Source organism: Fictibacillus sp. 18YEL24 (assembly GCF_015903855.1).
Classification (GTDB): Bacteria; Bacillota; Bacilli; order Bacillales; family Fictibacillaceae; genus Fictibacillus; species Fictibacillus phosphorivorans_C.
The window spans coordinates 342,275-368,126 of sequence record NZ_JACZDT010000002.1 but is presented as its reverse complement, the minus strand read 5'-3'; the positions used below and the strand labels follow the sequence as shown (position 1 = coordinate 368,126).

The window sequence follows — 25,852 nt, the reverse complement described above, 5'->3', positions numbered from 1 at the left end:
ATACCCTAATTCCAAAATTATATCCATCAAATCACATAGTAAGAAAGTTCGATTTTATTTGGCAACTAAAACTGTACGAAGCTTCTTTATTGCTGCTTTTCTCCAAGATTTCACTGCATAGAGAGTGACCCCAAACGTTTCTGCAATCTCAGCTTCCGTGTTCATGAGAAAGACGCGATGCACGACCCACCGTTGCTGATTTTCTGTGAGATGCATCAGATAGAGGTTCAATGTTTCGTCTTCCAAAAAAGGAATGTGGTCTTGATGGGATAGCTGTTGAAAACTTATCGAATTATGCGGATCATGCGTGACCTCTGCCTCCTGCCTCTTCATCTCATTTCGCAACTCTTGTAAAATGCGGCCGCGAACATGGATGAAGGCGAACGAGGAGAACTGCCCTTTTTCCGGGTTGTATGTTTCATAGGCTTTCCAGAGTCCGAGTAAACCAGCTTGATAGTATTGATTGAAATGGTTGGTGAGGTGGTAGCGTTTGATCTGGGATTTGATGAGTGGTTCAAACATTACAGCAACTTCTTCAAACGGTGAGTTTTTCAAGGGAATCGTTCCTTTTGGAATGTGCGCACATTCGGGGAATTCCGCGGTATCTTCACTATAAATTGGAGGAGTTTTGTAAAACAAAGTGCAACTGTTGAAAAGTTGTATGGTAAACGATGCAGAACGACAAAAGTTGCCTGATAACTTTTGAATAGTTATCCACAATGTGTGTGCAGAATTACGAAAATTGATAGATTTTTTGTGTGAAATGCTGGATTTTGAGGAATTTCGGTGTTGATTTCGAGTAAAACTCTAAAAATTGTGGATAAGTGTTGTGGAGATTCTTCGCAGCTTTTGAAAGTGGTTGATTTCCGTTTCAGGTTGCTCGCTTTCCGCGGGGCAGGCGGTGAGCCTCCTGTCTAGTTGCAGTGACTAGCCCCTCGAGGTCAAAAGTTGAATGGTCAAAAAGGCAAAGTGCGCCTTCCTAGCCATTCACCTTTTGCTTGTCGGGTCTGGACGAGTCACTTCCACTTTTCGGACTGCCGCTTCGCGCCGTTAGGAGTCTCCACCTGACCACTCGTCCTAGCCGAGAGTCTCACACCTTGCACTCCAACCAACTTATCAATGTTGTTAAAAACTTGAGGGCAACATCTTTAGTTAGAAAACACACCATCTTTCCTTTTGATGATTTTGATCCACGCAAAGTCGGTTCTGGACAATACTCTAGCCACTTCAAAAAGTTTTTAGCACCATGGCTCCTTTTCACTTCTCTCTGGAACTTATGATGTGAAAGGAGGTGAGGCACATGGCGACAGCAGCTTTGATTGATTCAGCAATGCGTTTGGAGCTTGATGGTGGTTTGGATGAAGACAACAAGCCGGTGGTGAAGTATAAGAACTTCGCTAATGTTAAGACCACTTCGACACCTGACCAGCTTTATGCGGTAGCGAACGCATTATCAGGACTTCAAGTGTATCCGCTTGTGATGATTAAGCGAAACGATTCCTTCGCGATCCACTCTTAAGAGTAGGGGCGAGGAAAATATAGAAGAAAGGAGGGATTTCAATGGCCAAAGTGCTTGAATTGCAGTTTCTTAACCAAGAGAACAAAACGGTAACCATCCGTCTGGATGCTCCGATCGAACCGGTTGATCCTGCAGCTGTAAATGCAGCGATGGACACGGTAATCGCACAAAACATCTTTACTTCTTCTGGCGGAAACTATACGAGCAAAAAAGGTGCGCGTATTGTTGATCGTGAAGTGAGCGAGATCGAATTATAAGAACCAACTTCTTAGAAAAGACTCTACAAAAAGCGACCGCAAAAATCCGTCTTCTGATGCAGTTGTTCAGAGGACGGTTTTTTTCTTTCTGTGGACAATGTGGATAATGTGGATAAATCAGTGGATAGCTTCGCTTTACTGGAAGCTTAATATTCTATAGTTGTGGATAACTGTTGAATAACCTTTATCTAGTCAATATTTTGGTGATATTTAGTGAAAATTGGAAGCGTTACATAAAAGCGCTTTAATGGAAATGCTCATATGCTTTCGCTATAATACTTAACAAATAGAAGTTTTTAAAAATAAAAGGAAAATGAGTCACAATTATGGTAAAATAGTACAAACATTAATTACGTTGGAGGAAAAGGCATGGAATTTAAAATCGGTGATATTATTGAAACATTCGACGGCTTAAAAGGAGAAATTACTTCATTGTTGACCAACACCGCTGTTGTGGACTTTTCCGTAACAGAAAACTATTCAGAGCATTTTGAAGATGCGAAACAAGTTGTACGTTTGAACGATATTAGACAAATCATAAATAGCTAGAACTTATTATATAGAAACTTAAATTTAAACTGATAAACATAACAGCTCTCTGTATCAACACAGAGAGCTGTTTTTTCGTTTACTTTATAAGTTTTTTCGATTGTTTTGCGAAGTCACTCCGACTGAAACGACGTTTGAATCATTTTCCCTTGTGTAAGTCGTTTCTTGTGCCGATCCAGTAGAATAGTCGTGCAGCTTATCATTTCCAATTGGATTCTCAGCAATTTCAGATCCTGCTTCTTTTAATTTTGAACCGATATTGCCCAGCTCGCCTTTTGTTTCTTTTGCTGTCGACAGCACATCGCTTGAGATCTCTTTTAGTGTGTTGATGTTGCCGAACACGTCTTTATTGAGACGCTCGTATAGCGCTTGCGCGTCATTGATCGCATCTTTTAAGGTGGTGCTAGCCGTTTTGAACTGGCTGATCATCTGATCTTTCACTTCACCTGGATTTTGTTTGACCTCTGTGATCATTTTGCTGGAACTATCCTTCAATCCTACCGCTGTGTTCTTCACTTTCGAACGCGTATTATAATCAATCAAGGCAAGTGCCCCACCAACGATACCGCCAATTACGATTCCTGTTAGTAGCTTGCTTTTTTGCGGATCTGCCACTCTCTCTCGTTGCGCTGTACCGTAAGCATCTTCAGGATACATACCGTTTTCATATCCGTTTGTAGTGTTTACACTTTGTACCATTTTAAGTCCTCCTCGATTAATTTTTTTCGTAGTAAGGGGATTCCCTTTTCTCTAAAAGCTAAACGTTTGGGTAGGCTTTTTGGGGATAATTTCAGGTTTTACATAAAAGTATCTGTTAGTTCTCATACTAATGAAAATCTACTGTGATTGGAGGGTTTTACTATGGGAAAAGACAGACAGGAGAAGAAATTACGTGAGTCTGGACGCGTTGAATCTGACCGTGACCAAGACTTAAAATATTCTGGCGCAACGAAGATGGAAGGTCCTGATGAAGCACGTGCACGCAACCATCAAGATCAGTAAACAAAAATTAGAGCAGCTCATCAAAAGTATGAGCTGCTCAATTTAGTCTCAGTTGTCGGTATGAGTCGAATATTCGATAAAAAATTTTATCCGTGAAATTAAAATGATTTACCGTGAAATTATGAAGCTTATCCGTGAAATTAATTCACATTACCGAACTATGAATAATAACTATCCTTATCCAGCGGACAAATAGCTATTATGTCCTCTAGGGAAAGACACACTTCATAAAAAAGAGGACTCTACTTCTCTAAATGAAGGTCGTCCTCTTCTTTACTTCCATTTAATTGATCTTACGATGAAAAATGCGATCGAGCCGGTGATTCCTACGATAAAAACGGGAAGTACCCACATACTCAATCCTTCGTTATCTCCTTTTGCAACTTTCGAGCATGCCCAAGTCATATAGACGAAGAAGATCAAGATTTCATTTTTCATCACATTGATCATCATACGCGCGTTTTTGTATTGTCTCTCGACGTTTTCTTCTGTTAGATTAAAATAATTATAGATGTGCGGATATTTTTCTAACACGGTAAGAAGTAACCACGTCACCGCTCCCATCACGATTAAAATCCACAGGTTGCTCTTACTTCCCCATCCATCTGGATCTCCGGCTGCGTTAAAATGAGTAGGTACGGTGTCTGGTATTGCGGCCCACTCTGAGATCAAGCTCACGGTTCCCATGACAAGTAAGGCGATTGATGCGATATCTAAAAAGTTTTCAACCCATGATCTTTGTATTGTAAGTTTTGGTCGACCTTCATACATATTCATCTTCAACCTCCTCTTCTACCTTCTCTATACGTTTTTTTCCTTTAAAAAGTTTCGTTCAAATAAGGCTAGAGGGTGTGCTACTTTAGTTTGTAATCGACCTAAAAGATATCTATAGTAAAATTATCAGATATTTTAAGGAGGATCTTATGAAACTTGGCGCGTTTTCTGTAAGTTTAAGTGTGAAAGACATCCACCGTTCAAAAGCATTTTATGAAAACTTAGGTTTTGAAACGTTAGGTGGCAACATCGAGCATAACTGGTTGATCATGAAGAATGAGGATACGGTTATCGGTCTGTTTCAAGGTATGTTTGAGAAAAATATCCTGACTTTCAATCCTGGATGGAACCAAAATGCAGAAAATCTTGAAAATTTCACTGATATTCGCGAACTGCAGAAACAGCTAAAAGAAAGAGGAATTTCTTTATCGACCGAAGCGGATGTAACAAGTGAAGGTCCTGCCAGTTTGACTCTTGAAGATCCAGATGGAAACCTGATCCTGATCGATCAGCATAGATAATACATAAAACAACGTCCAGATCGCATGTGTGATCTGGACGTTTTATTTTTACTCGTTTAGTATTCCCATCGCGATAATGAACCAGTTGGCTCCGTTTTTGCTTCCGATTTGGAAGAATAGCGCAATGATTTCTTCTTTTGAAAAATGTTTCGTGAGTCGGTTGTATAATTCATCTGGCAGTTGTCCGTGAAAAGCCATGATGTGATCAGCGAGTTCGAGAGCTAGACTCTCGCGTTCTGATAGTTCTGCGTTTCCTTCATTCATCGCCGTTTTTCGAGAGGACTCATCCAGAGTCCCGTAATCCATGCTTTGTCAGTAGTCACACCCATTGTTTGAGGCCGCTCGTAGGCGGAGCAGTTCCATAATTTCAGGCTCTAGTATGTCGTTCAGCGCTTTATCCATCTGCTGAAAAGCATCTAGAATTCCTGGAGCGTTCGCAAGGGTTTTCTTAAAGGGTGTTCCTTCAACATCTACTTCTGGTAAACGTGCCACCTTTATTCCTCCTCCTCAAATAAAAAAATTTTCTTTTTTTCTTCCCTTTTACCATACACCATTCTTTAAAAGAGTCCTATGTTTCTGTTTTGAGGGTTGAAACTGAATGCGCTTTCTGTCGAATTTGAGTCTTATTCCCTACCCACTTTGTATTTTAAGATAATGAATAGGTCATGAGAACCTAGGAGCGCTTGTAGTAATATCTTCTCTACGATTGTAGTCTTTTGGTAAATAATCATTATTTTCGAATAGCATTAAAGGGTTTTGTTGAAAATTGTTGAATTCCTTACCATCGGAGCCAAGCTTGCTTGGTAATTACAACAGAGGAGTGATTTTTATGTTAAAGCGTTTCGTGGCAACTGCCGCAACATTACCACTACTGGTGTCATTAGCATTGCCAGCATCTGCTGCAAATTCTGAGGTGTCTAAAGCTTCCTTTACACCGGCTGCAACAAAGGCTGCTTCACAAGAAATTATTGTTCATTTTAAAGATTCTGTTTCAGCAGCAGCCAATACGGAAAACAAAGTTTCACAGCTTGGCGGTAAAGTAGTTGAAGTGACGAAAGATTTTACAGTCGTGAAAGTAGACGGCAGTGTGGCAGATGCGATCAAGAACTATGAAAATCTTGACTCTGTTGAGTATGCGGAACCTAATTTAACGTTCCATGCAAGCTATGTACCAAACGATCCTGCTTATCAAAGTCAGCAATACGCACCACAAAAAGTAGGAGCTGAGCAAGCTTGGGATACAACGCAGAGCTCTTCCTCTGTAAAAATTGCTGTCATCGACACGGGCGTTGACTACAACCACCCAGACCTTGCAGGAAAAGTCATTAAAGGTGCCGACTATGTCGATGACGATAACGATCCATTGGATGAGAACGAGCATGGTACACACGTTGCGGGTATCGCGGCTGCGAACACAAATAACGGTGTAGGAATTGCGGGTCTTGCTCCAAAAGCTTCTATTCTAGCGGTTCGTGTTCTTGATGCGAACGGAAGTGGATCATTAGATGATGTAGCTCAAGGCATTCGTTACGCAGCTGATCAAGGCGCACAAGTTATCAATCTAAGTCTTGGTGGAGCTGGCGGTACACAAACGCTTCAATCTGCTGTTGATTATGCGTGGGGCAAAGGTTCTGTAGTCATCGCTGCTGCAGGAAATGAGGGTGTTTCTTCACCTAGCTACCCTGCTTATTATACGAACGCGATCGCGGTTGCAGCTACGGATCAAAACGACCGTAAAGCTTCGTTCTCAAACTACGGTACGTGGGTTGATATCGCAGCGCCAGGCGTTAATATCTATTCAACAACGCCAAATAATCAGTATGCGAGTTTCTCAGGAACGTCTATGGCATCACCAGTTGTTGCAGGTGTAGCAGGACTTCTTGCTGCTCAAGGTAAGAGTGCTTCTCAAATCCGTGCAGCGCTTGAAAACACAGCTGATCCTGTATCCGGAACAGGCAGCCAGTTCCAAAACGGACGTGTGAATGCAGCGGCGGCTGTTCAGCAATAATACTGTAGTAAGTTGATTCATAACCTCTTGAAGTCTATATTATGACTTCGAGAGGTTTTTTACTTTTTTCATAGATCAATGACGAACATGAAAAGAATAGTTTTTGTTTAAAATCCGCTCTTTCATGAAAAACTGTTAACAGAAACATCTGTAAGGAAGCGGAGGGGTCAGCTATGTTTGGATTTGGTAAGGGTAAGCAAAAGAAAAAAACGTCTCAAGGTTCTGGCAAGAGTGAGTCGACTGAATCGGAAAAACGGCAGAGCGAAAAAGAAGCGGAAGAAAAAATTGTATACTTTTTCTTGATCAGCACGGCGCTTTTTGGAGTGGTCGTTCTGTATCTTGGCATTTCTCGTGAGATGTCTTTTGTGGCTGATCTCCTTTTGAGTTGATTTTTCATGTCCTGACTGTATAATAGTTGTAACTTTTAATATCGTTTTTAAGCCGATTAATCGGTCTCTTATTTCGAGCAGGCGGAGGGAATTAGCCCTATGAAGCCCGGCAACCACCTATTTTGTTAGGCACGGTGCTACATCTAACAGTTTTACAGACTGAAAGATAAGAGGATGTGAACAGAACCATTCGTCCTCTTTTTTTATAAAAGAGGGCGTTTTTTTGTTTGGGTGCTGCTCTATCAATTACTTCATAGATAGTTGATTGGAGCGCAAGGTGCGAGACTCCTCGAAAATTGAACTTCAAATTTTCTTCGTGCGATGTGTCGCTGCCAAAGCCTTCCTTGTCCTGCGGGATCAGTGGGACAGTCCCAAAAGTGAAAGTGGCTCGTCCAGCCCCGACAAGCAAAAGGCGAACGGACTAGGAAGGCGTTTGTTTGCCTTCATGACCGTTTGACTTTTGACCTCGAGGGGTTAGCCACTGTAGCTAGACAGGTGAGACTCTTAACAGCGCTTAGCACTAAGAGGCTCACCGCACACCCCGCGGAAAGCGAGCAACCTGGAGTGGAAGTCAACCGCATTCTAAAACATCTAAAGAATCAGCAAAACCTTTTTAACTGCAAAGAAAGGATGTTATGTATGGACCTTAACAAAGCAGACCGCATTAAAAAGATGCGTGTCCCACAAAGAGATGGAAAGCTAGAAGATCGCTTGCCTCCTGGGCAGGTTGAAACAAAAAAGTTCCCCATCCTTCATGAAGGAGAAGTTCCTCTTTATGATATGAAAAAATGGTCGTTATCTGTAGAAGGACTCGTAGGAAAACGTGTCGAATTTAGTTTTGAAGACATCATGAAGATGCCTCAAACGACAGTTGTCCGTGATATTCACTGTGTGACGAGATGGTCACGGTTCGACAATGCGTTTGAAGGGGTTAAATTTACGGACTTTTTAAAGCATTTTGATGTAGACCCTAAAGCAAAGTATGTGATGGTCCACGCAGATTACGATTATACGACGAATGTTCCGCTACAAGATCTGTTGCGAGACGATGTGATTCTTGCGCACTCGTTTGATGGCAAGCCCTTAACGGAAAAGCATGGATTTCCGCTTCGTCTCATTGTTCCTCATCTTTATTTTTGGAAAAGTGCAAAGTGGATTCGTAAGTTCGAGTTCTTAGAAGAGGATCAGCCAGGCTTTTGGGAGCAGAACGGCTTTCATATGTATGGTGATCCGTTTAAAGAAGAACGATTTTCTAGCGATGAATTCGAGATGCCGGATGATGAGTGGAAAAAGAAAGAGTATGATTGATCGTTTTAAAAACCATAAAGGGGAAGACCGTTTACTTTCTTCCCCTTAGCATTTTAATCTCATTTTTCAATGCGGTGATCTGATCTTGGATGTCTTTCATCTGAGCTTCTTGTTCTTGCTGGTCTTTTAGATCGTTTGCTTGATCGATGTACACTTGTCTAAGAGCAATCGCTGCACTGAACGTTGCTAAAAAATCCCCCGCGGTCACAAGCGTCGAGGCGAGTAAGGCGAGTTCTGCAGCAAACGTGGTACCATCTTTATTATTTGCTAAATATTCTTCTTCCGCTTCTGCTAAAATGACGTCTACTACACGTTGATTCACATCATTCACTCCTAACACCTGAATTAATCATACTATATGCGTTTGCCCTGTATGCGGTGCCCGATGTTTCCTTTCATATTCTGATTTTCGAACACATAAAATTCGGCTTTTTCGTGATTTGTTCTTAATGTATAGGCATTTTGACCGATATTATCCTTATTAGGAGGTTTGGCGATGGAACAATGGCTGTCTTTTCGTATTCCGTTCGATATCATTTCCATTTACATCTTACTTGCCGCGATCGTTGTGGTCGGCATATTTTCAAGCCTGCTTAGGACGACCTTACCAGAATGGTCTGTTAGGATCTTTAGCTATACAGGGTTTGTTGGAGTGATCTTTGCTTGGCTGAAGCTACTGGAATATTGATACATACATAAAAAAACGCCTCGGGGTTAGCTGCCCGAGGCGTTTTGGCGTTTTATAGCGATTTGAAAAGCAACTTTCGAAGAACAGGCATGAGATAGTCGACAAGTTCTGAAGCGCTTGGCACGACTACGTTTTGCGGTCCATAGATGTTCTGCATCAACTTCTCTTCTTCCTCTGTGATCTCTCCGTTCGCGATGAACATACCGATCGTTTCGATTCCGAGCTTTCGTGTACGGGTGACCGCTTCGTGTGTATCGAGTACTCCATGTGATTCATAATCAAAAGCCGCGGGTTCACCGTCTGAGAAAACGAGCAGAATCTTTTGCTGCTCTGGTCGTTTGGCCAGTTCTTCACCCATACGTCGGATGGAATACCCGTCACGGTTATCTTCTTGTGGCTCGAGCTGTATGATCGGTGCTCCTGATTGATGCAATGAATTGCGGTAGGAGATTACTTCATGAAAATAGTTCGGCTGATCGTTACTTGAAGCATCTGCTGCATCTTCCCAAAAGCCAACTACAGAATGTGGTATCCGAAGAGCTTTTAACGTTTCATGAAAAAGCACGATTCCTTTTTGCGTCTCTTCCATCTTGTTGAACATGGACGCCGAACAATCGACGAGGAGCGTGAACGTCGTGTCGAGTTCTTGTTGAGATTCTTGTTTTTTACGGAAAAGTCTTGGATTCTTATCGGTTACGAGTCTTGTAAGCTTCTTTCCGAGTCTTCCAAAGTGAAGATCTTCTCTTGGTGCTGTACGCTTGTGCTCCATCGTTTTTAAAAAGTTCTGTTGCAGCTGCGAAACGAATGGCGCGATTTCTTGATTGTATTCGTCATACTGAGCAATTTCGTCGAGAGTTGCCGGTTTCGCTGGCACAAAATGCTCGGTTACATTTTTGTTCACCTCTCCGTATGGAAAGTGGTTTGCAGAGTCGGAACCATTTTGGTTGTTGTCGGTTTCAGCCTCATGGTCGTTTTGGGTGTCGAAGTCGTTGTTGTCTGTACTTTTAGCGCTCGTTTGAACCGATCCGAACACCGCGTCACCACTCTCTGCTTCCCTCGCACCTTCTCCTAACAGGTCTGTGTTTGTCCCTTGATCAAGATCCATCTGTAAAAATGAATCCTGCGGATCAGATGTTTCATCATGCCAAGAAGAATGAGACTCTTTTTCTTTATCGTCTTTATCCTTGTCTGAATCTTCATCTTTCGTGATCGTTTTCTTCGTTTTCGTTTCGTTGTTGCGAGTGAGGTCGTCGAAGTTTTGATCGGTTTCGCCGTTTGAATTGTTGTTTGGAGATGGATCGCTAAAACTGCGGTATGCGGTTTTCATATCATTTAAGTTTGTATATTTTTGTGTGATAGCAGCCATCTCGATGATGATTGCCGCGATATCTTCCGTCGATTTTGCCGTTGTAAGTTTTGTTAAAAGTGATCGCAGTTCTTGATAGACATCTTGCGTTTCTTGTGGCACGGCTACAAATCGTTTGTTCGCTAAAAGGATGATATGGCAAAAAAGCGCATCAAGTGTACGCTTTTGTTGAATATGCTTTCGGTACTCACGGTTGTAGTGAACCTGAAACGTTTCTTTTCGCAGCTTAAAAGCATGCTTCATCCCCGGTCGGTCGCTCACGCAGATCTGTTCTAACCGATAGTCTTCTGCAAAGAGAAGGACTTGTTTGAGAAATTCACGGTGCGGATGAGATTTCAACTGCTTCAAGGTATCCCAGATCACTTGGTCGACCGTGTGAAACTGAGTACCATAACTGCGTAAATACACGTCAGATTTCCAGCCTTCCAGCTGAATTTCGCGCGGGTATGGGTTCCAGAACTGACTAACGTGTGTGACGCCGCTGTTTCGTTCGAGGTATGAGTGATACGAGAACGAAACGTCCATTTTATCCACTTTTGAGAGTGAGCGGGAAAGATCGATCAGTTGCATGTGAACAAAAGAATCGATCTTCGTATCCGCAAATACTAGGAATTTCATCTAGGGAAAACCTCCAAAATCGTCGTGGGAAATAAATTGTATGGGGTCTGACCCCATTTCCCAGCTTACGCGAACAGGGTTGCGGCAACGTTAGCAACGAGGACGCGTTCGCGCGCATCTTCAAGCTTGTCTGCGATGGCGCGCTGAATGGCACGCTTCGCCGGCAGGTAAACAGAGAGGTCTGCCGCATCTAGTAACGCACGGATAGATGCTGCATCCTCAGACAGATGACCCGCTTTCGCCTGCCCGATCAAATCAGACGAGAGCTGTACAAACTTGGATAATACATCCTCGTCTTTTTGCTGAGATTGGTTTTTTAGCATTTCTTTTAACGTATCACCTTGAATGTAAGGCACTTCGATCACGACAAAACGGTTTTTTAACGCCTCGTTTAAAGGCACCGTTCCGATGTATCCTTCATTGATTGCTGCGATGACATTGAAACCAGGCTGCGCTTTTACCACTTCACCTGTGAATGGGTTGGCGATTGTACGACGGTAATCGAGCATTCCGTTTAGAATCGGTAGCGTTTCAGGTTTTGCAATGTTGATCTCATCTATATAGAGAAAATGCCCGTTTGCTGCAGCTCTTGTAACTGGCCCAGGAATAAACTCAATCTCCTGTTTTCCCTCGCTATAACTTAGTGTCTTATGACCAAGAAGCGCTTCTGCATCAAGATCGACAGAGGCGTTAACTTGGTGCAGTGGTTGTCCGAACACGTTTGAAAGAAGCTCTGCAAGCTTTGTCTTTCCTGACCCCGTCGGTCCTTTCAGCAGTACATTTTTTCCGAGAGCAAGTGCGATCACCGCATCCTCAATCAATGCTGCGTCAGGCGCTGTATATCCCTGCTCCCCAATTAATTCTTTATATTCAGTTGGTAAATTTTCTAATCGTTTCGCTGCATCTTGCTGCAGTTTTTCTTTTATTTCAATCGGAAGTTGGAGATTCATATCAAATTTCCTTTCTCTATGAGTGATTTCACTTTTGTTAAAAATCACTTCATCTATCAACAGTATTTCCACTTATTTGCTGTGTAAAGCCTTACACAATGTAACATTGTAAGCTTTTTCAGTGCAAGTACGTTGTTTAGTAAACACATTTTACTCAGAGAAAAGAGCCGATCATCTAAATTCGGCTCTCTTTTTTTGCTTTTTTAAATGTATATACGTTGTAGATAATGAGCGTTACAAACAGCACACTTATTGTTAAAATGGCTTTCGTTTCTTTTTCAAATGAGGTTAGACTGATTAAAAATTCTGGTAGGAAAAGCATGGTTGGTATTACGATTGTGAACCAGGTTTTGCTCCATAAAGAGATTCCTAAAAAGATGGCGATCGCAACGAGTGCCGCAATGATGTTTCCTGTTGCTCCAAGCTTTATGACAACCGGAGTTTTATACGCATCGTTTGCAAACAGAAGAGCTAAAAAGAACAAAATCGGCAAACTTCCTAAGATAAAAGTGGTGATAATCGTCTTAGTTTTTGAAAGCTTTGTGCTTGCTAAAAATTTGAACATCTTTAAATAAAAAAGCACGAGTATGATACAAACCGCTGGATAACCAACCACTTGAAGCAACGTGAATTGCACGCCCCCTCTCATCGAATCGCCTAGCAAAATATAGGCGAAAACACCGAGAACAATGATCGGGAGATAAGAGATCCATTTAAAATCGAATGACATTTCGTTTGAAAGCTGCTCCATATAAGCTTTTGGCGAATGGCCGATGATGTGAGAGACTGATTTTCCTCGCTTTTCTGCTTCTATCAAATGATCCTCCAATTCTTCTACGATCTCTTTCACCTCTTCATCCTTTTTTCCACTCGAAAATAAATAGAGTCTAAGGTTATCTAAGAAATCCTGGCTCTCAGCTGTTAACGTATGTTTTAGCGCACTCATTTTCCGCTTCCTCTCTTTTGTAAAATGTGATCGACCGAATGGCTTAGTTGGTTCCATCTTTCAATAAATGCTTGAAGTTCTTCCTCGCCTTTACGCGTAAGCGAATAATATTTGCGTCTTGGCCCCGCCGTTGATTTTTTTAACGTGGTGGTAACTAGCTCTTCTTTTTGCATGCGTATTAATAGTGGATAGATCGTTCCTTCGCTCGTCTGTTGAAAGCCGTATGATTCTAGCTTTTCTGCTAGCTCATAGCCATACACTTCACCTTCGTTGATGATTGCTAATAGACAGCCGTCGAGAATTCCTTTTAACATCTGAGTGTTCGACATGTGGCTACACCTCATTTCACTATCTTGTATTACAAGGGTTATGGGTAAAAAAAGAATCCCTTGCATAACAAGATATATCATTAGTATATGCGCCACTAACTTGTAATGCAAGGTATTTGTGTTAAATTGTTCCAAAATTTATTCTTCCTTATTCATGAGCTCTACCACATGCGGTTTCGGCTCCCAACAATTGAACTGATAGTCTGGTTTCGTATCATATCCAAGACGCACACAATAATAGCGCATCCCTTGAATCGTTTTTTCAGGCTTAAAATTGATACACGTCGCACAGCAATGATACTTATTTTTCTTCATAGAAGCCGCCCTCCTCTATTTATCAGTAAAGTAACTTTTTATGATTGCCATATATTCTCTAACATGTGCTTGTGGAACAGAAGAAATTCTCAACGGCGAACCAAGCCCCTCCGCCTCAATGCCAACACGCTTGGCGATCATCTTTGTTCGAAAAAGATGAAAATCACTCGTTACAATGAGCAGCTGATCGTCTGGTTGTATCATCTTTTTTGTATATAAAAGATTTTCGTATGTACTCGTTGCTTTTTCCTCAATCTGAATGCGATCCGCTTCGATGCCATTTTCTACGAGATAATTTTTCATGATAGACCCTTCACTCGTTGTTTTACCAAAGCCAAGACCACCGCTTACGATGAACGTAACGTTTGGATGTTCCTTTGCATAGGCAAGAGCTTGATCTAGTCGACCTTTCAGTACGGCACCTGGTCGATTATTCTTCGTTCCTCCACCAAGTACGAGGATCGAATCTATCTCGGAAGGAACCTTCTCTGGATCAGTGTTCGCGGATGTTAAAATAAGAGTTTCTAGCGTTGCTGCAAAAAGGATGGTTGTAATCAAGAGGGTCAGCGTCGTTTTTTTGTACGTGTTAAATAGTTTCATAGCTGTGTTGTAGCGGAAAAAAAGGACGAGAAAAAGAGCACCTAACAAGAAAAAAACCGCAAGTCCCATATCCATGTTGGTCGTTTGAACGAGCATGGCCGTTGCGTATACAGCAAAGAGGATTCCGAGCGCTAGAAATAGTTTTTTCATAGTGTTGTCTCCGTTCATAGATTTTCTATATTCTAGGATATCAGAAAAAGGAAAAGAGCGGAGAATGAAGATTCCGCTCTTTAACCGTTATTTTGTATTTTTTTCTAATTCTCTCTCGATTTTTTCTGAGATATCTTTTTTTATCTCTGTCGTTGATTTCGAAGCGTCTGTGTTCATCTCTTCTTTTTTCTTTGCTAAAGCTTCTTCTTTTCTCTTTGTTACTTCAGCCATTTCATTTCTGTAATGCGTTTGGATTTCTTCTTTTTTCTCTCTAACAATTTGCTTTTTCTCATCTTCAAGCTCTTTTTTAGCTCCGCTAAAGATGTTAGAGATGTTATTGCTTAAATCTTTTACAAGTGTTTTTTCTTGGTCTTGCAATTCATTATTTATATCGCCTTTAAAAACTAGAGACATGACATGGTTGTAGAGATAGTCTGCAAGATTTGGTTTTGCTGCAAATGTTGTCGTTCCTCCAACACCAAGTGCAATCGTAGTCGCTAAAACAATCTTCGGCCATTTCTTAGCTGCCTTTTTCTTCGCGCTGAATTTTTCTTTACGTGAAATTTCCATAATAAATACCCCTTCCTTTATTTAAAGAACGAATAAAGAAAGCGGTCGGTTGCGCTACTAGCTTCAGTTATTCCAAGCGCCCACATACAGAATAACCTTCACAGCTCCACACTTATCTAATTATATTCTGATATAAAATTAACACCAGCCACATTCTCTGTAAATGGGTATTTAGTAAGATATTACTATAAATTGTTTTTTTAGTATTTTATTGTGGTAAAGAGTTAGTGTGTAAAGAGAGAGTAAAATGAAAGAAGCCAATGTCCACCGAGTGTGGACATTGGCTTCTAGAATGTATTTGTATGGGGTCTGACCCCCTTTGTGAAACTCCCCACAATGTAGGCAATCAAGGATAGTAAGATCGGCAGCACTACCGTGTGCATGCCCCATAGATTTGGATAGTAAAGGTGAAGGAACATATAGGATCCTACCCCTACGATCAATGAGGCGATCGCTCCATTTGCGTTTCCTCTTTTCCAATATAGCCCCAAAACGATCGGCCATATGAATGCTGCTTCTAATCCTCCGAACGCGAACAGATTCAGCCAGATTAATAAATCAGGCGGGTTGATCGCCATAGCGAATACACTCAGTCCGACAACCGCTGTTATTCCAAAGCTCAACTTTTTCACAAATTGCTCTTCGGCATCTGGTTTGATGTAATTGATGTACACATCTTTAATAATTGCAGAACTAACGAGTAAGAGCACGGAGTCAACCGTTGACATCACGGCAGCTAAAGGGGCTGCCAAAACAATACCCGCTAACCACCCTGGCAATACTTCGAGTGCTAAAAGCGGCATTACTTTATCCGGTACTTCGATCCCCGGCAGCACCACTCTTCCGAACACACCAGCGAGATGCATACCTAGCATGATGAACCCTACAACGAACGTTCCGATAATCATCGCTCGATGCATCGCTTTTGCATTTCTATAGCTCATCGCTCTCACCGATATTTGCGGTAAGCCTACGACTCCAACACCGACCAAAATCCAAAATGATGATACGTAAAGAGGTGTCAGCGATTGATCAGAACCATAAGGCGTGATAAGGTTCGGGTTCTCCGCTCTTAACTCGCTCATGATGTTCTCAATGCCCCCACCTGCGATAATCGTACCGGCCAATATGATGACGGTTCCGATTACCATTACGACTCCTTGTATAGCATCAGTAATCACAACGGCTCGGAATCCGCCTGCAATAACATACACAAGGACAGAAGCTGAAAAGATGAATAATGCTGTTGTATACGATACACCAGTAAACGATTCGATCAACCGTCCCCCGCCTACCCATTGAGCAGCCATTGCAGAAAATAGGAAAACGACAATGCTTAGTGCTGATAGAATAACAACCCACTTGCTCTCATAACGCGCTTTTAGAAAATCAATCAAAGTTACCGCGTTAATCTTTCGTGCAACGATGGCAAACTTTTTACCAAGTACAGCTAGTGTGAAATACCCTGTCACAAGCTGTGCCATGGCGAGCAGCACCCAACCTAGACCTAATTGATAGGCTGCACCAGGTCCACCAATAAAGCTCGAGGCACTTCCGTATGTTGCAACCATTGTCATCGCAAGCACAAAACCTCCAAGTTCTCTGCCTGCTAAAAAGTAATCTTGTAAAAATGACGGTCCACTTTTAATGTGCCGAGATGTATAAATACCTACCATGAACACTGAAATCAAAAAAATGGCTAAAGGAAGAATCACATCCCAATTCATCGGACATCTCCCTCCTCATGCTCGCTCGTTTCATCAAGTTCAAACGGAACCTCTTTAAAGAAAAACTTCACCATAATCCAAACTAAAATAGTAAAAACAACAAATCCTACGATACAGCTATAAAAAAACCAAGCTGGAAAGCCAAGTATGTATGTGTATTCTTTAATAGGACGTCCGCCAAGGCCGTAAGCGAACGCATACCACCAGATAAAGTTCAAAATGGCGAGCACTGTACCCATGATGGCTTCTCTATTCGATACACGGTACCGCCAGTCTGTTCCCTTTTTCATTTCCTTAACCCCCTGGAGTTTCAGTACATAATATAAGTCCACTCATAACTATGGCAAATTCATTTCTTGTTGTCGAGTCCTTTAGACTTTATGAAATTTTCTATTTCTTCTCATGATATCCCTGTTTTAGTATGTGTAAAAGTAAAAACGAGCACCTTTTAGGTACTCGTTAAATCATTATTATTGAAGTGGTGGCTGTGCTTGAGTCGATGGAGCGTAGGCACCAAGCATGCTCGTCATATCTTGTTGGTTCAGTTGAGGAATTTGGTAATAATGATTCTTATTCTGCCAGATCGACAATTCATATGCCATCTCGATCCAGTTTGGAATCCCATCTGCCAATACTCGTCTAAGCACAGGATTTGTAACTTCGAGTGTTGCCATTCCTCTTAGGGAAGCATTCGATTTTAATGTTCCTAGAATTAGAGTAGATACAGATTGATCGTTTAATTCTGTAACGCTTTGAATAGGTTTAACGGGTTGTGCAGGTTTCAAACCATATACAAAATCATTATCTTGAGCCATCTTGTATGATTCTGTACGCATTGCTGGATCTTTTCCTGTCTGAAAAGCTTGTACACACGCGTTATATTCTTTTGTAATGTGCTGATAATGACGATTGAGCATTGTTTTGAGCTCAGGATCCTGAACATGTCCTTTACAGAGTGTATATAAGTTCAATGTTCCAACAATACCACTTAGCATCTCATGAACATCAAACATCTCATGTCCACCATGGTTCATCTGAGCAGGCACTTGTCCAGTCTGCATGTTTAGATGGTTAAATTCAGGATTGTTGTTCCCGGATTGAGGATTCATGCTTTGTTGATTTGGATCTTGATTCATCATACATACCTCCGATTTATAAAATACGGGGTTATTGTATGTAGAAACGAATACTCTATTCTCTTTCTTATTAATAATTTCCGAGGAAATATGATAGAAAGTCTGATGAAGAGACGAAGTTCGACATTTTCAAGAGGTCCTATTCGCTAAAAATGGATACCTTTCTAAAAAGACAAGTTTCGAACCGTTTGCATTTCAAAATTGGTATAGGAGTTTTGCTTGAAAACAACAAGGGAAATAAATATTTTGGGGTCAGTCCCCATTTCCCAGATTCACTTTCAACCCTTATAATAAAGTTACGATTGAAAGGAGGTGAAAAACATTCCTAGATCCCCTCGCATTTGGTATCCAGATGCTGTTTATCACGTGACTACTCGCGGAAATCGCAGGGAACCTCTTTTTTATTCCCATTTGGATTTCCACCGCTATTTAAAGATCTTAAGTCACTGTGTTAAAAAGCACGATGTCGAGCTCTTCTCGTATTGCCTCATGACAAACCACACTCACTTACAAATTTTATGCAGCAAGTCCCCACCTGGAGATTTCATGAAAGAATTAAATGAAACGTACGCAATGTATTTCAACAAGAAATATGAACTCACTGGACATGTGTTTCAAGGTCGCTATGGAGCAGAATTGATCGAAGATCGATCACATTTACTAGATACTAGCCGCTACATTCATTTGAACCCTGTTTCTGCTGACTTGGTCATGTACCCTCTTGAATATCAATGGAGCAGTTACCGCTATTATGTAACCCCATCGGTGTGCCCTTTTGTACACACCTCAACCCTTCTTGAACAGTTTAACCATTCGAAATCTCAGTACAGAGATTATGTGGAGAGCAAAATTACCCCTGTTGTAGAACTTTAAGCCTTTTATTCTAGATGTAAAAATACACTCTTTCCTTTTTCAAAAGTCAGTTATAGCAAAGAAAAAGCCGTATTTGTCTTTTTGGAAAAGACAAATACGGCACAATGTAATTGTATGGGGTCAGACCCCTAGAATGTGAACCGCTGGACGTGGTTGCGCATCTGTTCAGCGTACTGTTCGAGCTGATCCGCTAGATGGTTCAACTGCTCCATCGAAGCTGATTGCTGTTCTGCTGAAGCAGATACCTCTTCTGTTCCAGCAGCTGTTTCTTGCGTGATCGCCAAGATATGAGACGCATTCTCAAGGAGTACATCCTTTTGCATCGTCATTTCGTCAACAGACTGAATCACGTCTTTTAATGCCTCTGCATTCCCTTTAACTGCAGTAGAGATCGCGGTAAAGCTTTGCTCTGTCTCTTCCACCGCTACGCTTTGTGAAAGAATGAGAGCTGCAGCTTCTTGAACTTGTCCGACGGTGTTTTCCGTTACTTGCTGCATATCCGTGATCAATGAGCTGATATCTTTTAAGGAAAGCTCAGTCTGCTCTGCAAGTTTTCTTACTTCATCCGCTACGACTGCAAACCCTCTTCCAGACTCTCCAGCTCTAGCTGCCTCGATTGCTGCGTTTAATGCTAGTAAATTCGTTTGGTTTGCTATATCGCTGATCGTTAGAACGATCTGTTGAACGCTGCCAGATGTTTCATCAAGTTTTTTAATAGAAGAAATCATCTCTTTTGTCATTTCTGTTGTCATCAGAGACTTTTCTTTTAGCACGCTCACCTTTTTTACGCCGTTCAATGATTCTTGATTCATTTGTTTTGTTGCTTTTTCGATTCTTTCGCCATGTGCATGAACGGTACCGATACGCTCAGCCAGCACATTCGCCGCTTTTGCATTCTGATCCATCAACTCTGCTTGATGAGAAGAGCCTGCTGCGATCTGCTGCATCGTAGTTGAAACTTCTTGTGCGGAAGCTGAATTTTCTTCTGCACTCGCAACGACCGTTTGAGACGCGTCCGTTACATGATCGGTAATCTGAGCCATCTCTCTAATTAACGTTCGCATCTGGTTAGACATATCATCAAAGCTTGCAGCCAGTTCACCGATCTCATCTTTTCTTTGTATAGAAACGCTCGCCTGGAGATTTCCATTTCTGATCTCATGCATCGCATTCTTCAGTTGGTTCACCGGTACTGTAATTCTTCTTGAAACGAAAACCGATATAATGGCCGCCACTAAAAGAGTGACCAGTAGAGCAATCCCAATCGGGAATAGAATAACAGTAGCCTTTTGTTCAAACTCGCTTAGTGCTACAGTTCCTGCTAGTTTCCAACCGGTTGTGTCGTTCTTGGTATAGCTGACCACTCTCTCTTCGCCATTGATCTTTGTGGTTAACGTTCCATCTTTTTTAGTAATAGCTTTATAAAAAGATTCTTTTGTTGCGCTTTTCCCCAGCTTTTTTGCATCTGGATGAACCATATAATTCCCCGAGTTATCGATGAGAAGAGCATAACCGGTGTCCCCGATTTTCACGTTTTGCATTAGCGTTAAGATATCATTTACTGCGATATCAATCGCTGTTACTCCCACGATTTTCCCGCTGTACTCAACGGCCTTCACAGCTTTTACAACCGGACGATCTGTCGCTTCATCAATGAAAGGATCTGTCCAGAACACTTTAGTAGGATCCTTCGTTGCCTGTTGATACCACGGCGTTAATGTCATGTCCTCAACCGGTGATGCAGGAATCGGATACATGACTACTTCCTTATCATTTGAAATAAAATAGCTGTTCATGATCGCTTCATTTGCTAGATGATAGTCTTCAAACTTAGAGATGATATAGTCAGGGCTATCTCCTTTTGCATGAAGCTTAATCGTAGCGGAATCTGCATATGCCGATACAAAATTTGCGTTATCTTTCAAAAAACCGTTGAGCGTCTCATCTAGATCATGCATACGCTCAGATGTATTCTCTGATGAATTTTCAACGGTAGTTTTCTTACTGAACAGATAACTAACTCCGCTCACCACGACCCCTGTCATAATAATGAGCAATATAAAGGGCACAAGAATTTGCCTCTGTAGACTTTTTTTAATCATTTCTTCCTCCTGCAGTTACTTTTTACTAGGCAGCAAAAAGTATATCGACAGAAAGCTACAAAGTTTTACAGAATTAGAGCAAAACTTGTCTACCTGAGTAGTACAAAACACGCAAAAGTGTAATTGTAGGGGGTCTGTCCCCCTATATGTGTAAAAAAATAATAGACTTGACACAAAATATGGTATATAATATTTACAAGATTTACCGATATTAATGGTGCAGAAGTGGTTATTATATTAGAGGGGGAATGGACCATGAGCCGAAGCAATGCTCTTGTCTTAACTACAGAGATAGACGCCATTCGCACGACCATGTATGAGGTAAGTAAAAAGGTTAATAGTCTTGCAGATCCGCTTCTTGTTCAGTTGAGCCAAATACTAGACGAAAAGCTAAACAAACTAGATCAAATTAAAAATTGCGCTTAATCACATAAAACTATCATTTAAAGTTACGCCGGTGTTCGTACGTTTCGTAGAATCACCGGTTTTTTATTATGACACTGATTCTTCCTTTCTCCCTTTTATCAGAACGGAACCTGACACCCCTAACTTCCTTCCGCGATTCTAAACTAACGCTACGAAAACGTCTCACCTGTCATGATACTCATAAAATCTCGGAAGAAATAGCTATAATCAAAATCAAACGCGATTCGGTGCCTTTTTTCATCATCCGCAAACTGCGCATAAGGCCGAACATCGGCAATGCTCTGCCCTCTTGCCGTATTGCCATTTTGAATCACAATATGTACCGGAAGCGACTTATAAGTGAACATATCTTCTCTTATGCAAGCCATCAGCGTAATCGCATCATGAACAGGACTTCCTAGGATATCAGGGTTTCTGCTTTTGTAAAAATTGTAATAAAAATCGAGCATCGGTTTTAGAATGGGCATCTTACCTTTGTAATCAATATAATTCACCATTTCAGGAGTGACAACGGCCCGGTCGGTAACATTCAACGGAATGATTGTCACGTTTTTGGCGTACGTTAACACGATTCTAACCGCGATCGGATCTCCATAAAAATTCGCTTCAGACACTGGCGTTACATTTCCAGGCACCCAGAACGCTCCGCCCATTATATAGTACGCTTTTACTTTTTTCATCAGCGATTGAAACAAAATGAACATCGTAGCCAGAGAGGTAAGCCTGCCCGCATTCACGATAATTAGTTCATCTTGATACTGTTCGATCAAATTTACAATTTCAAAAAAGTTTTCAATGAATCCTTCAGATATACCAGGATCAATGGGCCCTAATCCATAAACGCCGTGCACGTCTGGATAAAACGTTGGTTTTTCCCCTGTCATCGGAACTTCTGCTCCACCAATAACTCTAACATTTTCCGGAAAGTTAAATGTTTTAGCTATAAATTTCACATTCGATACTGTTTGTTCTCTTGATACGTTGCCATAGTCGGCCACAACACCAACAATATCTATTTCATCGCTAAAAAAAGCATAAGCTAGTGCAATCGTATCGTCGATTCCAGCATCACCAAAGAACAGAACTTTTTGTCCCATCGTGCAGTTCCCCTTTTTAGGCATTTGTTCTATCCTATTAGTTAGACCGCACACTTATGAAGTTTGCTGGTAAAAACTATTGCAGAAACCTATTTCGAAGGTCAGGTGTTGGAATCATACAACTCTCTTTTTGCCCGAACCATTTATACCGATTACTCGCGACCTTTTTATAGAAAACATTTCGAATCTGCCGAGGTACAATTTTCATGTATTTCCCTGTGTTGTATGGGAATTTCAGAAACTCTGCAACTTTTGCTACAGCATCTGATTCTGTATATACCACTTCGTCACTAATTAAAATAACGGAGTTTGTTTGTTCGGGATCTATGCTGTACTGTGATAACAATTTTTGCCCGGCTACTGACTGGATCGCCGAGAACTTTAACTTCTCACTTTTTTCATGTTTCAATATAAATTGCACGCTTCCATTACAAAGATTACATACTCCATCAAAAAGAAGCACAGCAGTAGTTAAATCATGTTTCACGTTTAGACCTCCTCTAACATCCGCTTTCCTCTAGTCTACTATTAATTTTCATGAAAACGCATCTTTCCGCCTTTTAAACCGTAGTATAAGGATAGGACAACTTCAGAAAGGTGATACATCATGAAAAATAAAGAAATTAAACAGCAAGCTCGACTTCAGCTTAAGAGACAATGGGGCACTGCCGCATTGTTTACGTTGTTGTTCTCGAGCATCTTTTATCTTATCCCACTAATTATTGAAGTGAATTTGAGTGGTGGTTGGAGCGCTTGGTTGAATCAACCCGCGGACGAACTTAACGGACCGACGTTCAGCACGTTCATCATCACACTCGTTTTACTGCCATTATATATTGGATACCTGTGGACGTTTTTATCTGTGATTCGTACGGGTGAAAAAATTAATGTTTCGAGTCTATTTCAAGCGTTTTCTGAGATCAGCACGTATGTAAAAATACTCGGCGCCTACTTAGTAATGATGGTGTACTTGATTCTGTGGTCTCTACTTCTCTTGATTCCTGGTATCATTAAAGCGTTCAGTTATTCGCAAACGTACTTTGTTCTAAAAGATCATCCCGGAATTGGCATTAACGCTGCGATCAAGAAAAGCCGTAAGCTGATGGACGGCTATAAGTGGAAATTTTTCGTTTTACAGCTAAGCTTTCTAGGCTGGGGCATTCTCTGCGTTTTATCTCTCGGCATCGGCTTCTTTTGGCTCGCTCCCTACATGAGTGCTTCGTATGCTGCGTTTTACAGCGATCTTGTTAACGAACACCAAACAGAATAAATTTCTATTGACCCCGTGGCTTTGGCTCCGGGGCTTTTTACTCTTTTTTCATGAAAAAATCTTCCCCCACATACTTTATAAGGAATGGCATTAAAGGGGGATTCCGTATGGGGATTATTGAGGTTCTTCTAGCTCGGGCAAACACGGCGACCGTAACAAAATCAGGAAACGACAGTACGGCCTCGATCGGCGGGAATCCTTTTCAAACAATCAACGGAGCTATCTCTGCCATTGTAGCTTCAAATGCTCAAGGAATCACGATTCTGGTATATCCAGGTACATACGATGAGGTCGTTACATTGCCAGAAGGGAACTCGATTAAAGGAATAAGTGCTTCAACCGTCATCCTTTCAAAAGACGTAACCTCTAACACGACGCTACTAACGATGGGTAACAATACGACTGTAGAGGACATTACTCTTCAACTAACTTCTTCAGCTCATGTCGATCTAACGGGAATCGCTTTTCCAGGTACGACTGCACAATCTTCTAGCGTAAAAGGTGTAACGGTTCAAGTCGATAACGTTGCGGCGGGTACTGGCGGCACTTCGAATGTTTATGGCGTTCATTCATTCGGAACAGGAAATCCGACGATTGGAACAAGTAATCTGTTTAACTCGAGTGTAACGGTACGATCTGCAGGGCTTGGCAACAAAAGAGGGATACTTGTTGATTCTAATCCACAAACGTTCAACTGCCAAAATGCCGTGATTCAAAGTATAAATGGTGGTGGTGCAGGCTCCTACATCGCTGCGGAAGTAAACTTAACGGGAGCTTCACTCAAATTGGTCGGATGTATACTTGAGGGAGGAACGGCAGATATCTCGCAAAGTGCTGGTACGTTAACAATCGGAAGTACTCAATTGATCAATTCAACAGCGAACAACCTCGGCTTCTCAACCTTCGGACAGCCTTCTATCTTCTTTTGGGCTCAACCTGGTGTTATTGGACTCGGCACTAGCTTTTATCGTCCGGGGACAGCGTCTCTCACGGGTACTGAGGTCATCATACGAATCAGCCAAAGATGTATCGTAAAAACGTTAAATATTCGCTCACTCGTCAGCCCTGGCCTAGGTACTTCAGTAACCTGGACGATCCGTAAGAATGGCGCAGATACGGGACTGAATGCTTCTATGAACGGTTTACAAAATTCCGCGATTAATGATGACGTTTCGTTAACTTATGAAGCTGGAGATACACTCTCTTTAAAAGTTTCAACTGCCATTATTAGTACGATTGCTGATACGGTTGTCCAAGTTGAAATTGTTTAGTTTTTTAGCCGCTGTTTATGATTTTTATGAACTGAAGGATGAGCGGAACACCTCGATCAGGAACAGGACCCGCTGATGGTAGAAGCGTCAGTCTCCCTTCTTCCACTTCATAAAAAGAAGACGGCTGCAGCATGCCGTTAACAAATAGATTCACATACGAAACAGTTGTCGGATTCAAAATATCTGTGCTTCCATACTCTATATATCGATCGTCGTTCGTATATATTCTTTTGACGCCATCTGAAACAGTCGTGTATTGAAAGGTGTCTACACGTAGTAACCTCGGTGATGGTGGTACAGGTGGAAATGGCGGAAAAGGGATGTGTGCCGGACACGAGAAATAATAATAGTCGTCAGCTTCACACGATGGACAGTCGCAACAGGTACAGTACGTCGATGATGAACGGCAAGACTCGTTTCGGAAAAGAGTTCTTTTTGATTGATGTTGTGAACAGCAGCGGTCAAACAAGGTTTTTCTTTTACCACACATATGATTTGGTTTTTGGAACAACGTAAACTCCCCCTATCACGGCTAGCTCTAGTACCTTGCCCCGCTGCTGCTCTATCTTGAATGTCGTTAATTAAGTAGTTACAAACTCTATGATTACAGGTGTCTGACCGGCAAGTGTATCCCCGTTTGGAATGGTGATCTCAGCTGTCGTTACGGTTGATGTATCATCTGTCTGAATCATGCCATTAATGTATAGGTTATAGTACGAATATGTCGTAGGGAAAGCTGTAGCAGGTGCACCTGTGTCGTCTGTAAAAGCAGTTGCTGCAATTTCAAATGTCGCACCCGTTCCAGTACCACTTGCGATGGTTGAAGCGAATCTGCTCGCGTTCACATTGAAATACGGTTTAATGATTGGCATTGATGTAATCCCCATTTCATTTAGATTTTAGACTCTCAAACAACTGTTGGTATTGCCTAACAACACCATTATTCTATGCTAATGTACCTATAAATGACCCAAAAAAGTCCCCCCTGAACTGTCCATCTTAAATGGACAGTTCAGGGGATTTTGTATTTGTTTGGGGTCAGACCCCATTTCCTAAAATATTTCCCGACAGTAGGACATATCTATCAATAT

The 25,852-nt window shown here is 41.6% G+C and carries 34 protein-coding genes and 2 riboswitches; of the genes, 13 read left to right on the top strand and 21 right to left on the bottom strand.

The genetic code is table 11. The annotated features are described in order from the left end of the window. Positions 1-54: 54 nt before the first annotated feature. Positions 55-555, bottom strand: coding sequence for a sigma-70 family RNA polymerase sigma factor (locus tag HU823_RS07315; RefSeq protein WP_197221607.1), 501 nt, complete (start codon positions 553-555; stop codon positions 55-57). A 745-nt stretch (positions 556-1,300) separates the two neighbouring features. Between HU823_RS07315 and HU823_RS07310 the strand changes: the two genes are divergently transcribed. The 3 genes from HU823_RS07310 to HU823_RS07300 all read left to right on the top strand — a co-directional run bounded on the left by HU823_RS07310 (position 1,301) and on the right by HU823_RS07300 (position 2,325). After that, a complete protein-coding gene (locus HU823_RS07310; protein ID WP_197221606.1) occupies positions 1,301-1,519 on the top strand; it encodes a DUF1659 domain-containing protein in 219 nt (72 codons plus the stop codon). A 41-nt stretch (positions 1,520-1,560) separates the two neighbouring features. Next, positions 1,561-1,776, top strand: a complete 216-nt coding sequence (locus tag HU823_RS07305) for a DUF2922 domain-containing protein (protein WP_066398672.1) — start codon at positions 1,561-1,563, stop codon at positions 1,774-1,776. Between the two features lie 369 nt (positions 1,777-2,145). Then, positions 2,146-2,325 carry a DUF2187 domain-containing protein gene (locus HU823_RS07300; protein WP_066398675.1) on the top strand — a complete coding sequence of 60 codons (180 nt, stop codon included), beginning with the start codon at positions 2,146-2,148 and terminating at the stop codon, positions 2,323-2,325. An 84-nt stretch (positions 2,326-2,409) separates the two neighbouring features. On the opposite strand, the gene HU823_RS07295 is transcribed toward HU823_RS07300, so the two are convergent. Then, complete coding sequence (locus HU823_RS07295; RefSeq protein WP_197221605.1) at positions 2,410-3,024, bottom strand: hypothetical protein; 615 nt, start codon at positions 3,022-3,024, stop codon at positions 2,410-2,412. Positions 3,025-3,186: 162 nt separating this feature from the next. On the opposite strand from HU823_RS07295, the gene HU823_RS07290 reads away from it, so the two are divergent. Continuing rightward, positions 3,187-3,327, top strand: coding sequence for a YpzI family protein (locus HU823_RS07290; protein ID WP_082861516.1), 141 nt, complete (start codon positions 3,187-3,189; stop codon positions 3,325-3,327). A gap of 273 nt (positions 3,328-3,600) precedes the next feature. On the opposite strand, the gene HU823_RS07285 is transcribed toward HU823_RS07290, so the two are convergent. Next, a complete protein-coding gene (locus tag HU823_RS07285; protein ID WP_197221604.1) occupies positions 3,601-4,104 on the bottom strand; it encodes a DUF1648 domain-containing protein in 504 nt (167 codons plus the stop codon). A 146-nt stretch (positions 4,105-4,250) separates the two neighbouring features. On the opposite strand from HU823_RS07285, the gene HU823_RS07280 reads away from it, so the two are divergent. Next, on the top strand, positions 4,251-4,622 hold the full coding sequence (locus HU823_RS07280; RefSeq protein WP_197221603.1) for a VOC family protein: 372 nt from the start codon (positions 4,251-4,253) through the stop codon (positions 4,620-4,622). Between the two features lie 48 nt (positions 4,623-4,670). Here the strand turns inward: HU823_RS07280 and HU823_RS07275 are convergent, their stop codons facing one another. Further along, positions 4,671-4,928 carry a carboxymuconolactone decarboxylase family protein gene (locus tag HU823_RS07275; RefSeq protein WP_197221602.1) on the bottom strand — a complete coding sequence of 86 codons (258 nt, stop codon included), beginning with the start codon at positions 4,926-4,928 and terminating at the stop codon, positions 4,671-4,673. A 6-nt stretch (positions 4,929-4,934) separates the two neighbouring features. Next, on the bottom strand, positions 4,935-5,114 hold the full coding sequence (locus HU823_RS07270) for a hypothetical protein (protein ID WP_197221601.1): 180 nt from the start codon (positions 5,112-5,114) through the stop codon (positions 4,935-4,937). A gap of 337 nt (positions 5,115-5,451) precedes the next feature. On the opposite strand from HU823_RS07270, the gene HU823_RS07265 reads away from it, so the two are divergent. The 3 genes from HU823_RS07265 (at position 5,452) to HU823_RS07255 (ending at position 8,327) form a co-directional block, all read left to right on the top strand. After that, positions 5,452-6,630, top strand: coding sequence for a S8 family peptidase (locus HU823_RS07265; RefSeq protein ID WP_197221600.1), 1,179 nt, complete (start codon positions 5,452-5,454; stop codon positions 6,628-6,630). A 173-nt stretch (positions 6,631-6,803) separates the two neighbouring features. Further along, positions 6,804-7,019: a hypothetical protein gene (locus HU823_RS07260; protein ID WP_197221599.1), complete on the top strand. Its 216-nt coding sequence runs from the start codon at positions 6,804-6,806 to the stop codon at positions 7,017-7,019. 65 nt (positions 7,020-7,084) lie between these two features. Beyond that, positions 7,085-7,192, top strand: a riboswitch (SAM riboswitch). A 466-nt stretch (positions 7,193-7,658) separates the two neighbouring features. Continuing rightward, positions 7,659-8,327 carry a sulfite oxidase-like oxidoreductase gene (locus HU823_RS07255; RefSeq protein ID WP_231607326.1) on the top strand — a complete coding sequence of 223 codons (669 nt, stop codon included), beginning with the start codon at positions 7,659-7,661 and terminating at the stop codon, positions 8,325-8,327. A 31-nt stretch (positions 8,328-8,358) separates the two neighbouring features. On the opposite strand, the gene HU823_RS07250 is transcribed toward HU823_RS07255, so the two are convergent. Further along, positions 8,359-8,649, bottom strand: coding sequence for a hypothetical protein (locus HU823_RS07250; RefSeq protein WP_137791031.1), 291 nt, complete (start codon positions 8,647-8,649; stop codon positions 8,359-8,361). Positions 8,650-8,823: 174 nt separating this feature from the next. On the opposite strand from HU823_RS07250, the gene HU823_RS07245 reads away from it, so the two are divergent. Next, entirely contained in the window at positions 8,824-9,015 is a 192-nt protein-coding gene (locus HU823_RS07245) for a hypothetical protein (RefSeq protein WP_137791032.1), read from the top strand. A gap of 52 nt (positions 9,016-9,067) precedes the next feature. Here the strand turns inward: HU823_RS07245 and HU823_RS07240 are convergent, their stop codons facing one another. The 10 genes from HU823_RS07240 to HU823_RS07195 form a co-directional block, all read right to left on the bottom strand. Next, complete coding sequence (locus HU823_RS07240; RefSeq protein ID WP_197221598.1) at positions 9,068-10,999, bottom strand: vWA domain-containing protein; 1,932 nt, start codon at positions 10,997-10,999, stop codon at positions 9,068-9,070. Between the two features lie 65 nt (positions 11,000-11,064). Next, positions 11,065-11,949 (bottom strand): ATP-binding protein, encoded by an 885-nt coding sequence (locus tag HU823_RS07235; protein ID WP_197221597.1) that lies wholly within the window; start codon positions 11,947-11,949, stop codon positions 11,065-11,067. Between the two features lie 175 nt (positions 11,950-12,124). Beyond that, a complete protein-coding gene (locus HU823_RS07230; RefSeq protein WP_197221596.1) occupies positions 12,125-12,895 on the bottom strand; it encodes an HAAS domain-containing protein in 771 nt (256 codons plus the stop codon). Continuing rightward, a complete protein-coding gene (locus HU823_RS07225; protein ID WP_197221595.1) occupies positions 12,892-13,224 on the bottom strand; it encodes a PadR family transcriptional regulator in 333 nt (110 codons plus the stop codon). Before HU823_RS07225 ends, HU823_RS07230 begins: the two co-directional genes overlap by 4 nt. A gap of 138 nt (positions 13,225-13,362) precedes the next feature. Further along, positions 13,363-13,539, bottom strand: a complete 177-nt coding sequence (locus HU823_RS07220; RefSeq protein WP_197221594.1) for a hypothetical protein — start codon at positions 13,537-13,539, stop codon at positions 13,363-13,365. A 15-nt stretch (positions 13,540-13,554) separates the two neighbouring features. After that, positions 13,555-14,289 (bottom strand): YdcF family protein, encoded by a 735-nt coding sequence (locus HU823_RS07215; protein ID WP_197221593.1) that lies wholly within the window; start codon positions 14,287-14,289, stop codon positions 13,555-13,557. Between the two features lie 87 nt (positions 14,290-14,376). Continuing rightward, on the bottom strand, positions 14,377-14,859 hold the full coding sequence (locus tag HU823_RS07210) for a hypothetical protein (protein WP_197221592.1): 483 nt from the start codon (positions 14,857-14,859) through the stop codon (positions 14,377-14,379). Positions 14,860-14,893: 34 nt separating this feature from the next. Continuing rightward, positions 14,894-14,976, bottom strand: a riboswitch (cyclic di-GMP riboswitch). A 170-nt stretch (positions 14,977-15,146) separates the two neighbouring features. Next, positions 15,147-16,586 (bottom strand): sodium/pantothenate symporter, encoded by a 1,440-nt coding sequence (gene panF / locus HU823_RS07205; protein WP_197221591.1) that lies wholly within the window; start codon positions 16,584-16,586, stop codon positions 15,147-15,149. Continuing rightward, positions 16,583-16,876 carry a YhdT family protein gene (locus HU823_RS07200; RefSeq protein ID WP_197221590.1) on the bottom strand — a complete coding sequence of 98 codons (294 nt, stop codon included), beginning with the start codon at positions 16,874-16,876 and terminating at the stop codon, positions 16,583-16,585. The genes panF and HU823_RS07200 overlap by 4 nt, the downstream gene beginning before the upstream one ends. A 180-nt stretch (positions 16,877-17,056) precedes the next feature. Next, entirely contained in the window at positions 17,057-17,647 is a 591-nt protein-coding gene (locus HU823_RS07195) for a spore coat protein (RefSeq protein WP_231607382.1), read from the bottom strand. A 387-nt stretch (positions 17,648-18,034) separates the two neighbouring features. Between HU823_RS07195 and HU823_RS07190 the strand changes: the two genes are divergently transcribed. After that, on the top strand, positions 18,035-18,595 hold the full coding sequence (locus tag HU823_RS07190; protein WP_197221589.1) for a transposase: 561 nt from the start codon (positions 18,035-18,037) through the stop codon (positions 18,593-18,595). Positions 18,596-18,723: 128 nt separating this feature from the next. Here HU823_RS07190 and HU823_RS07185 read toward each other — a convergent pair whose 3' ends face one another. Further along, positions 18,724-20,697 carry a methyl-accepting chemotaxis protein gene (locus HU823_RS07185; RefSeq protein ID WP_197221588.1) on the bottom strand — a complete coding sequence of 658 codons (1,974 nt, stop codon included), beginning with the start codon at positions 20,695-20,697 and terminating at the stop codon, positions 18,724-18,726. 255 nt (positions 20,698-20,952) lie between these two features. Between HU823_RS07185 and HU823_RS07180 the strand changes: the two genes are divergently transcribed. Then, positions 20,953-21,123: an aspartyl-phosphate phosphatase Spo0E family protein gene (locus tag HU823_RS07180; RefSeq protein ID WP_082861519.1), complete on the top strand. Its 171-nt coding sequence runs from the start codon at positions 20,953-20,955 to the stop codon at positions 21,121-21,123. A gap of 149 nt (positions 21,124-21,272) precedes the next feature. On the opposite strand, the gene HU823_RS07175 is transcribed toward HU823_RS07180, so the two are convergent. Both HU823_RS07175 and HU823_RS07170 read right to left on the bottom strand, forming a co-directional pair. After that, positions 21,273-22,220: a nucleoside hydrolase gene (locus HU823_RS07175; protein ID WP_197221587.1), complete on the bottom strand. Its 948-nt coding sequence runs from the start codon at positions 22,218-22,220 to the stop codon at positions 21,273-21,275. A gap of 76 nt (positions 22,221-22,296) precedes the next feature. Further along, entirely contained in the window at positions 22,297-22,707 is a 411-nt protein-coding gene (locus tag HU823_RS07170) for a thiol-disulfide oxidoreductase DCC family protein (RefSeq protein WP_197221586.1), read from the bottom strand. A gap of 120 nt (positions 22,708-22,827) precedes the next feature. Between HU823_RS07170 and HU823_RS07165 the strand changes: the two genes are divergently transcribed. Both HU823_RS07165 and HU823_RS07160 read left to right on the top strand, forming a co-directional pair. Continuing rightward, positions 22,828-23,490 (top strand): DUF975 family protein, encoded by a 663-nt coding sequence (locus tag HU823_RS07165; RefSeq protein WP_197221585.1) that lies wholly within the window; start codon positions 22,828-22,830, stop codon positions 23,488-23,490. Positions 23,491-23,597: 107 nt separating this feature from the next. Further along, positions 23,598-24,761, top strand: a complete 1,164-nt coding sequence (locus HU823_RS07160; protein ID WP_197221584.1) for a hypothetical protein — start codon at positions 23,598-23,600, stop codon at positions 24,759-24,761. A 4-nt stretch (positions 24,762-24,765) separates the two neighbouring features. Here the strand turns inward: HU823_RS07160 and HU823_RS07155 are convergent, their stop codons facing one another. Beyond that, positions 24,766-25,272 carry a DUF4183 domain-containing protein gene (locus HU823_RS07155; protein WP_231607325.1) on the bottom strand — a complete coding sequence of 169 codons (507 nt, stop codon included), beginning with the start codon at positions 25,270-25,272 and terminating at the stop codon, positions 24,766-24,768. A gap of 70 nt (positions 25,273-25,342) precedes the next feature. Further along, a complete protein-coding gene (locus tag HU823_RS07150; RefSeq protein WP_137791047.1) occupies positions 25,343-25,633 on the bottom strand; it encodes a DUF4183 domain-containing protein in 291 nt (96 codons plus the stop codon). Positions 25,634-25,852 lie beyond the last annotated feature (219 nt).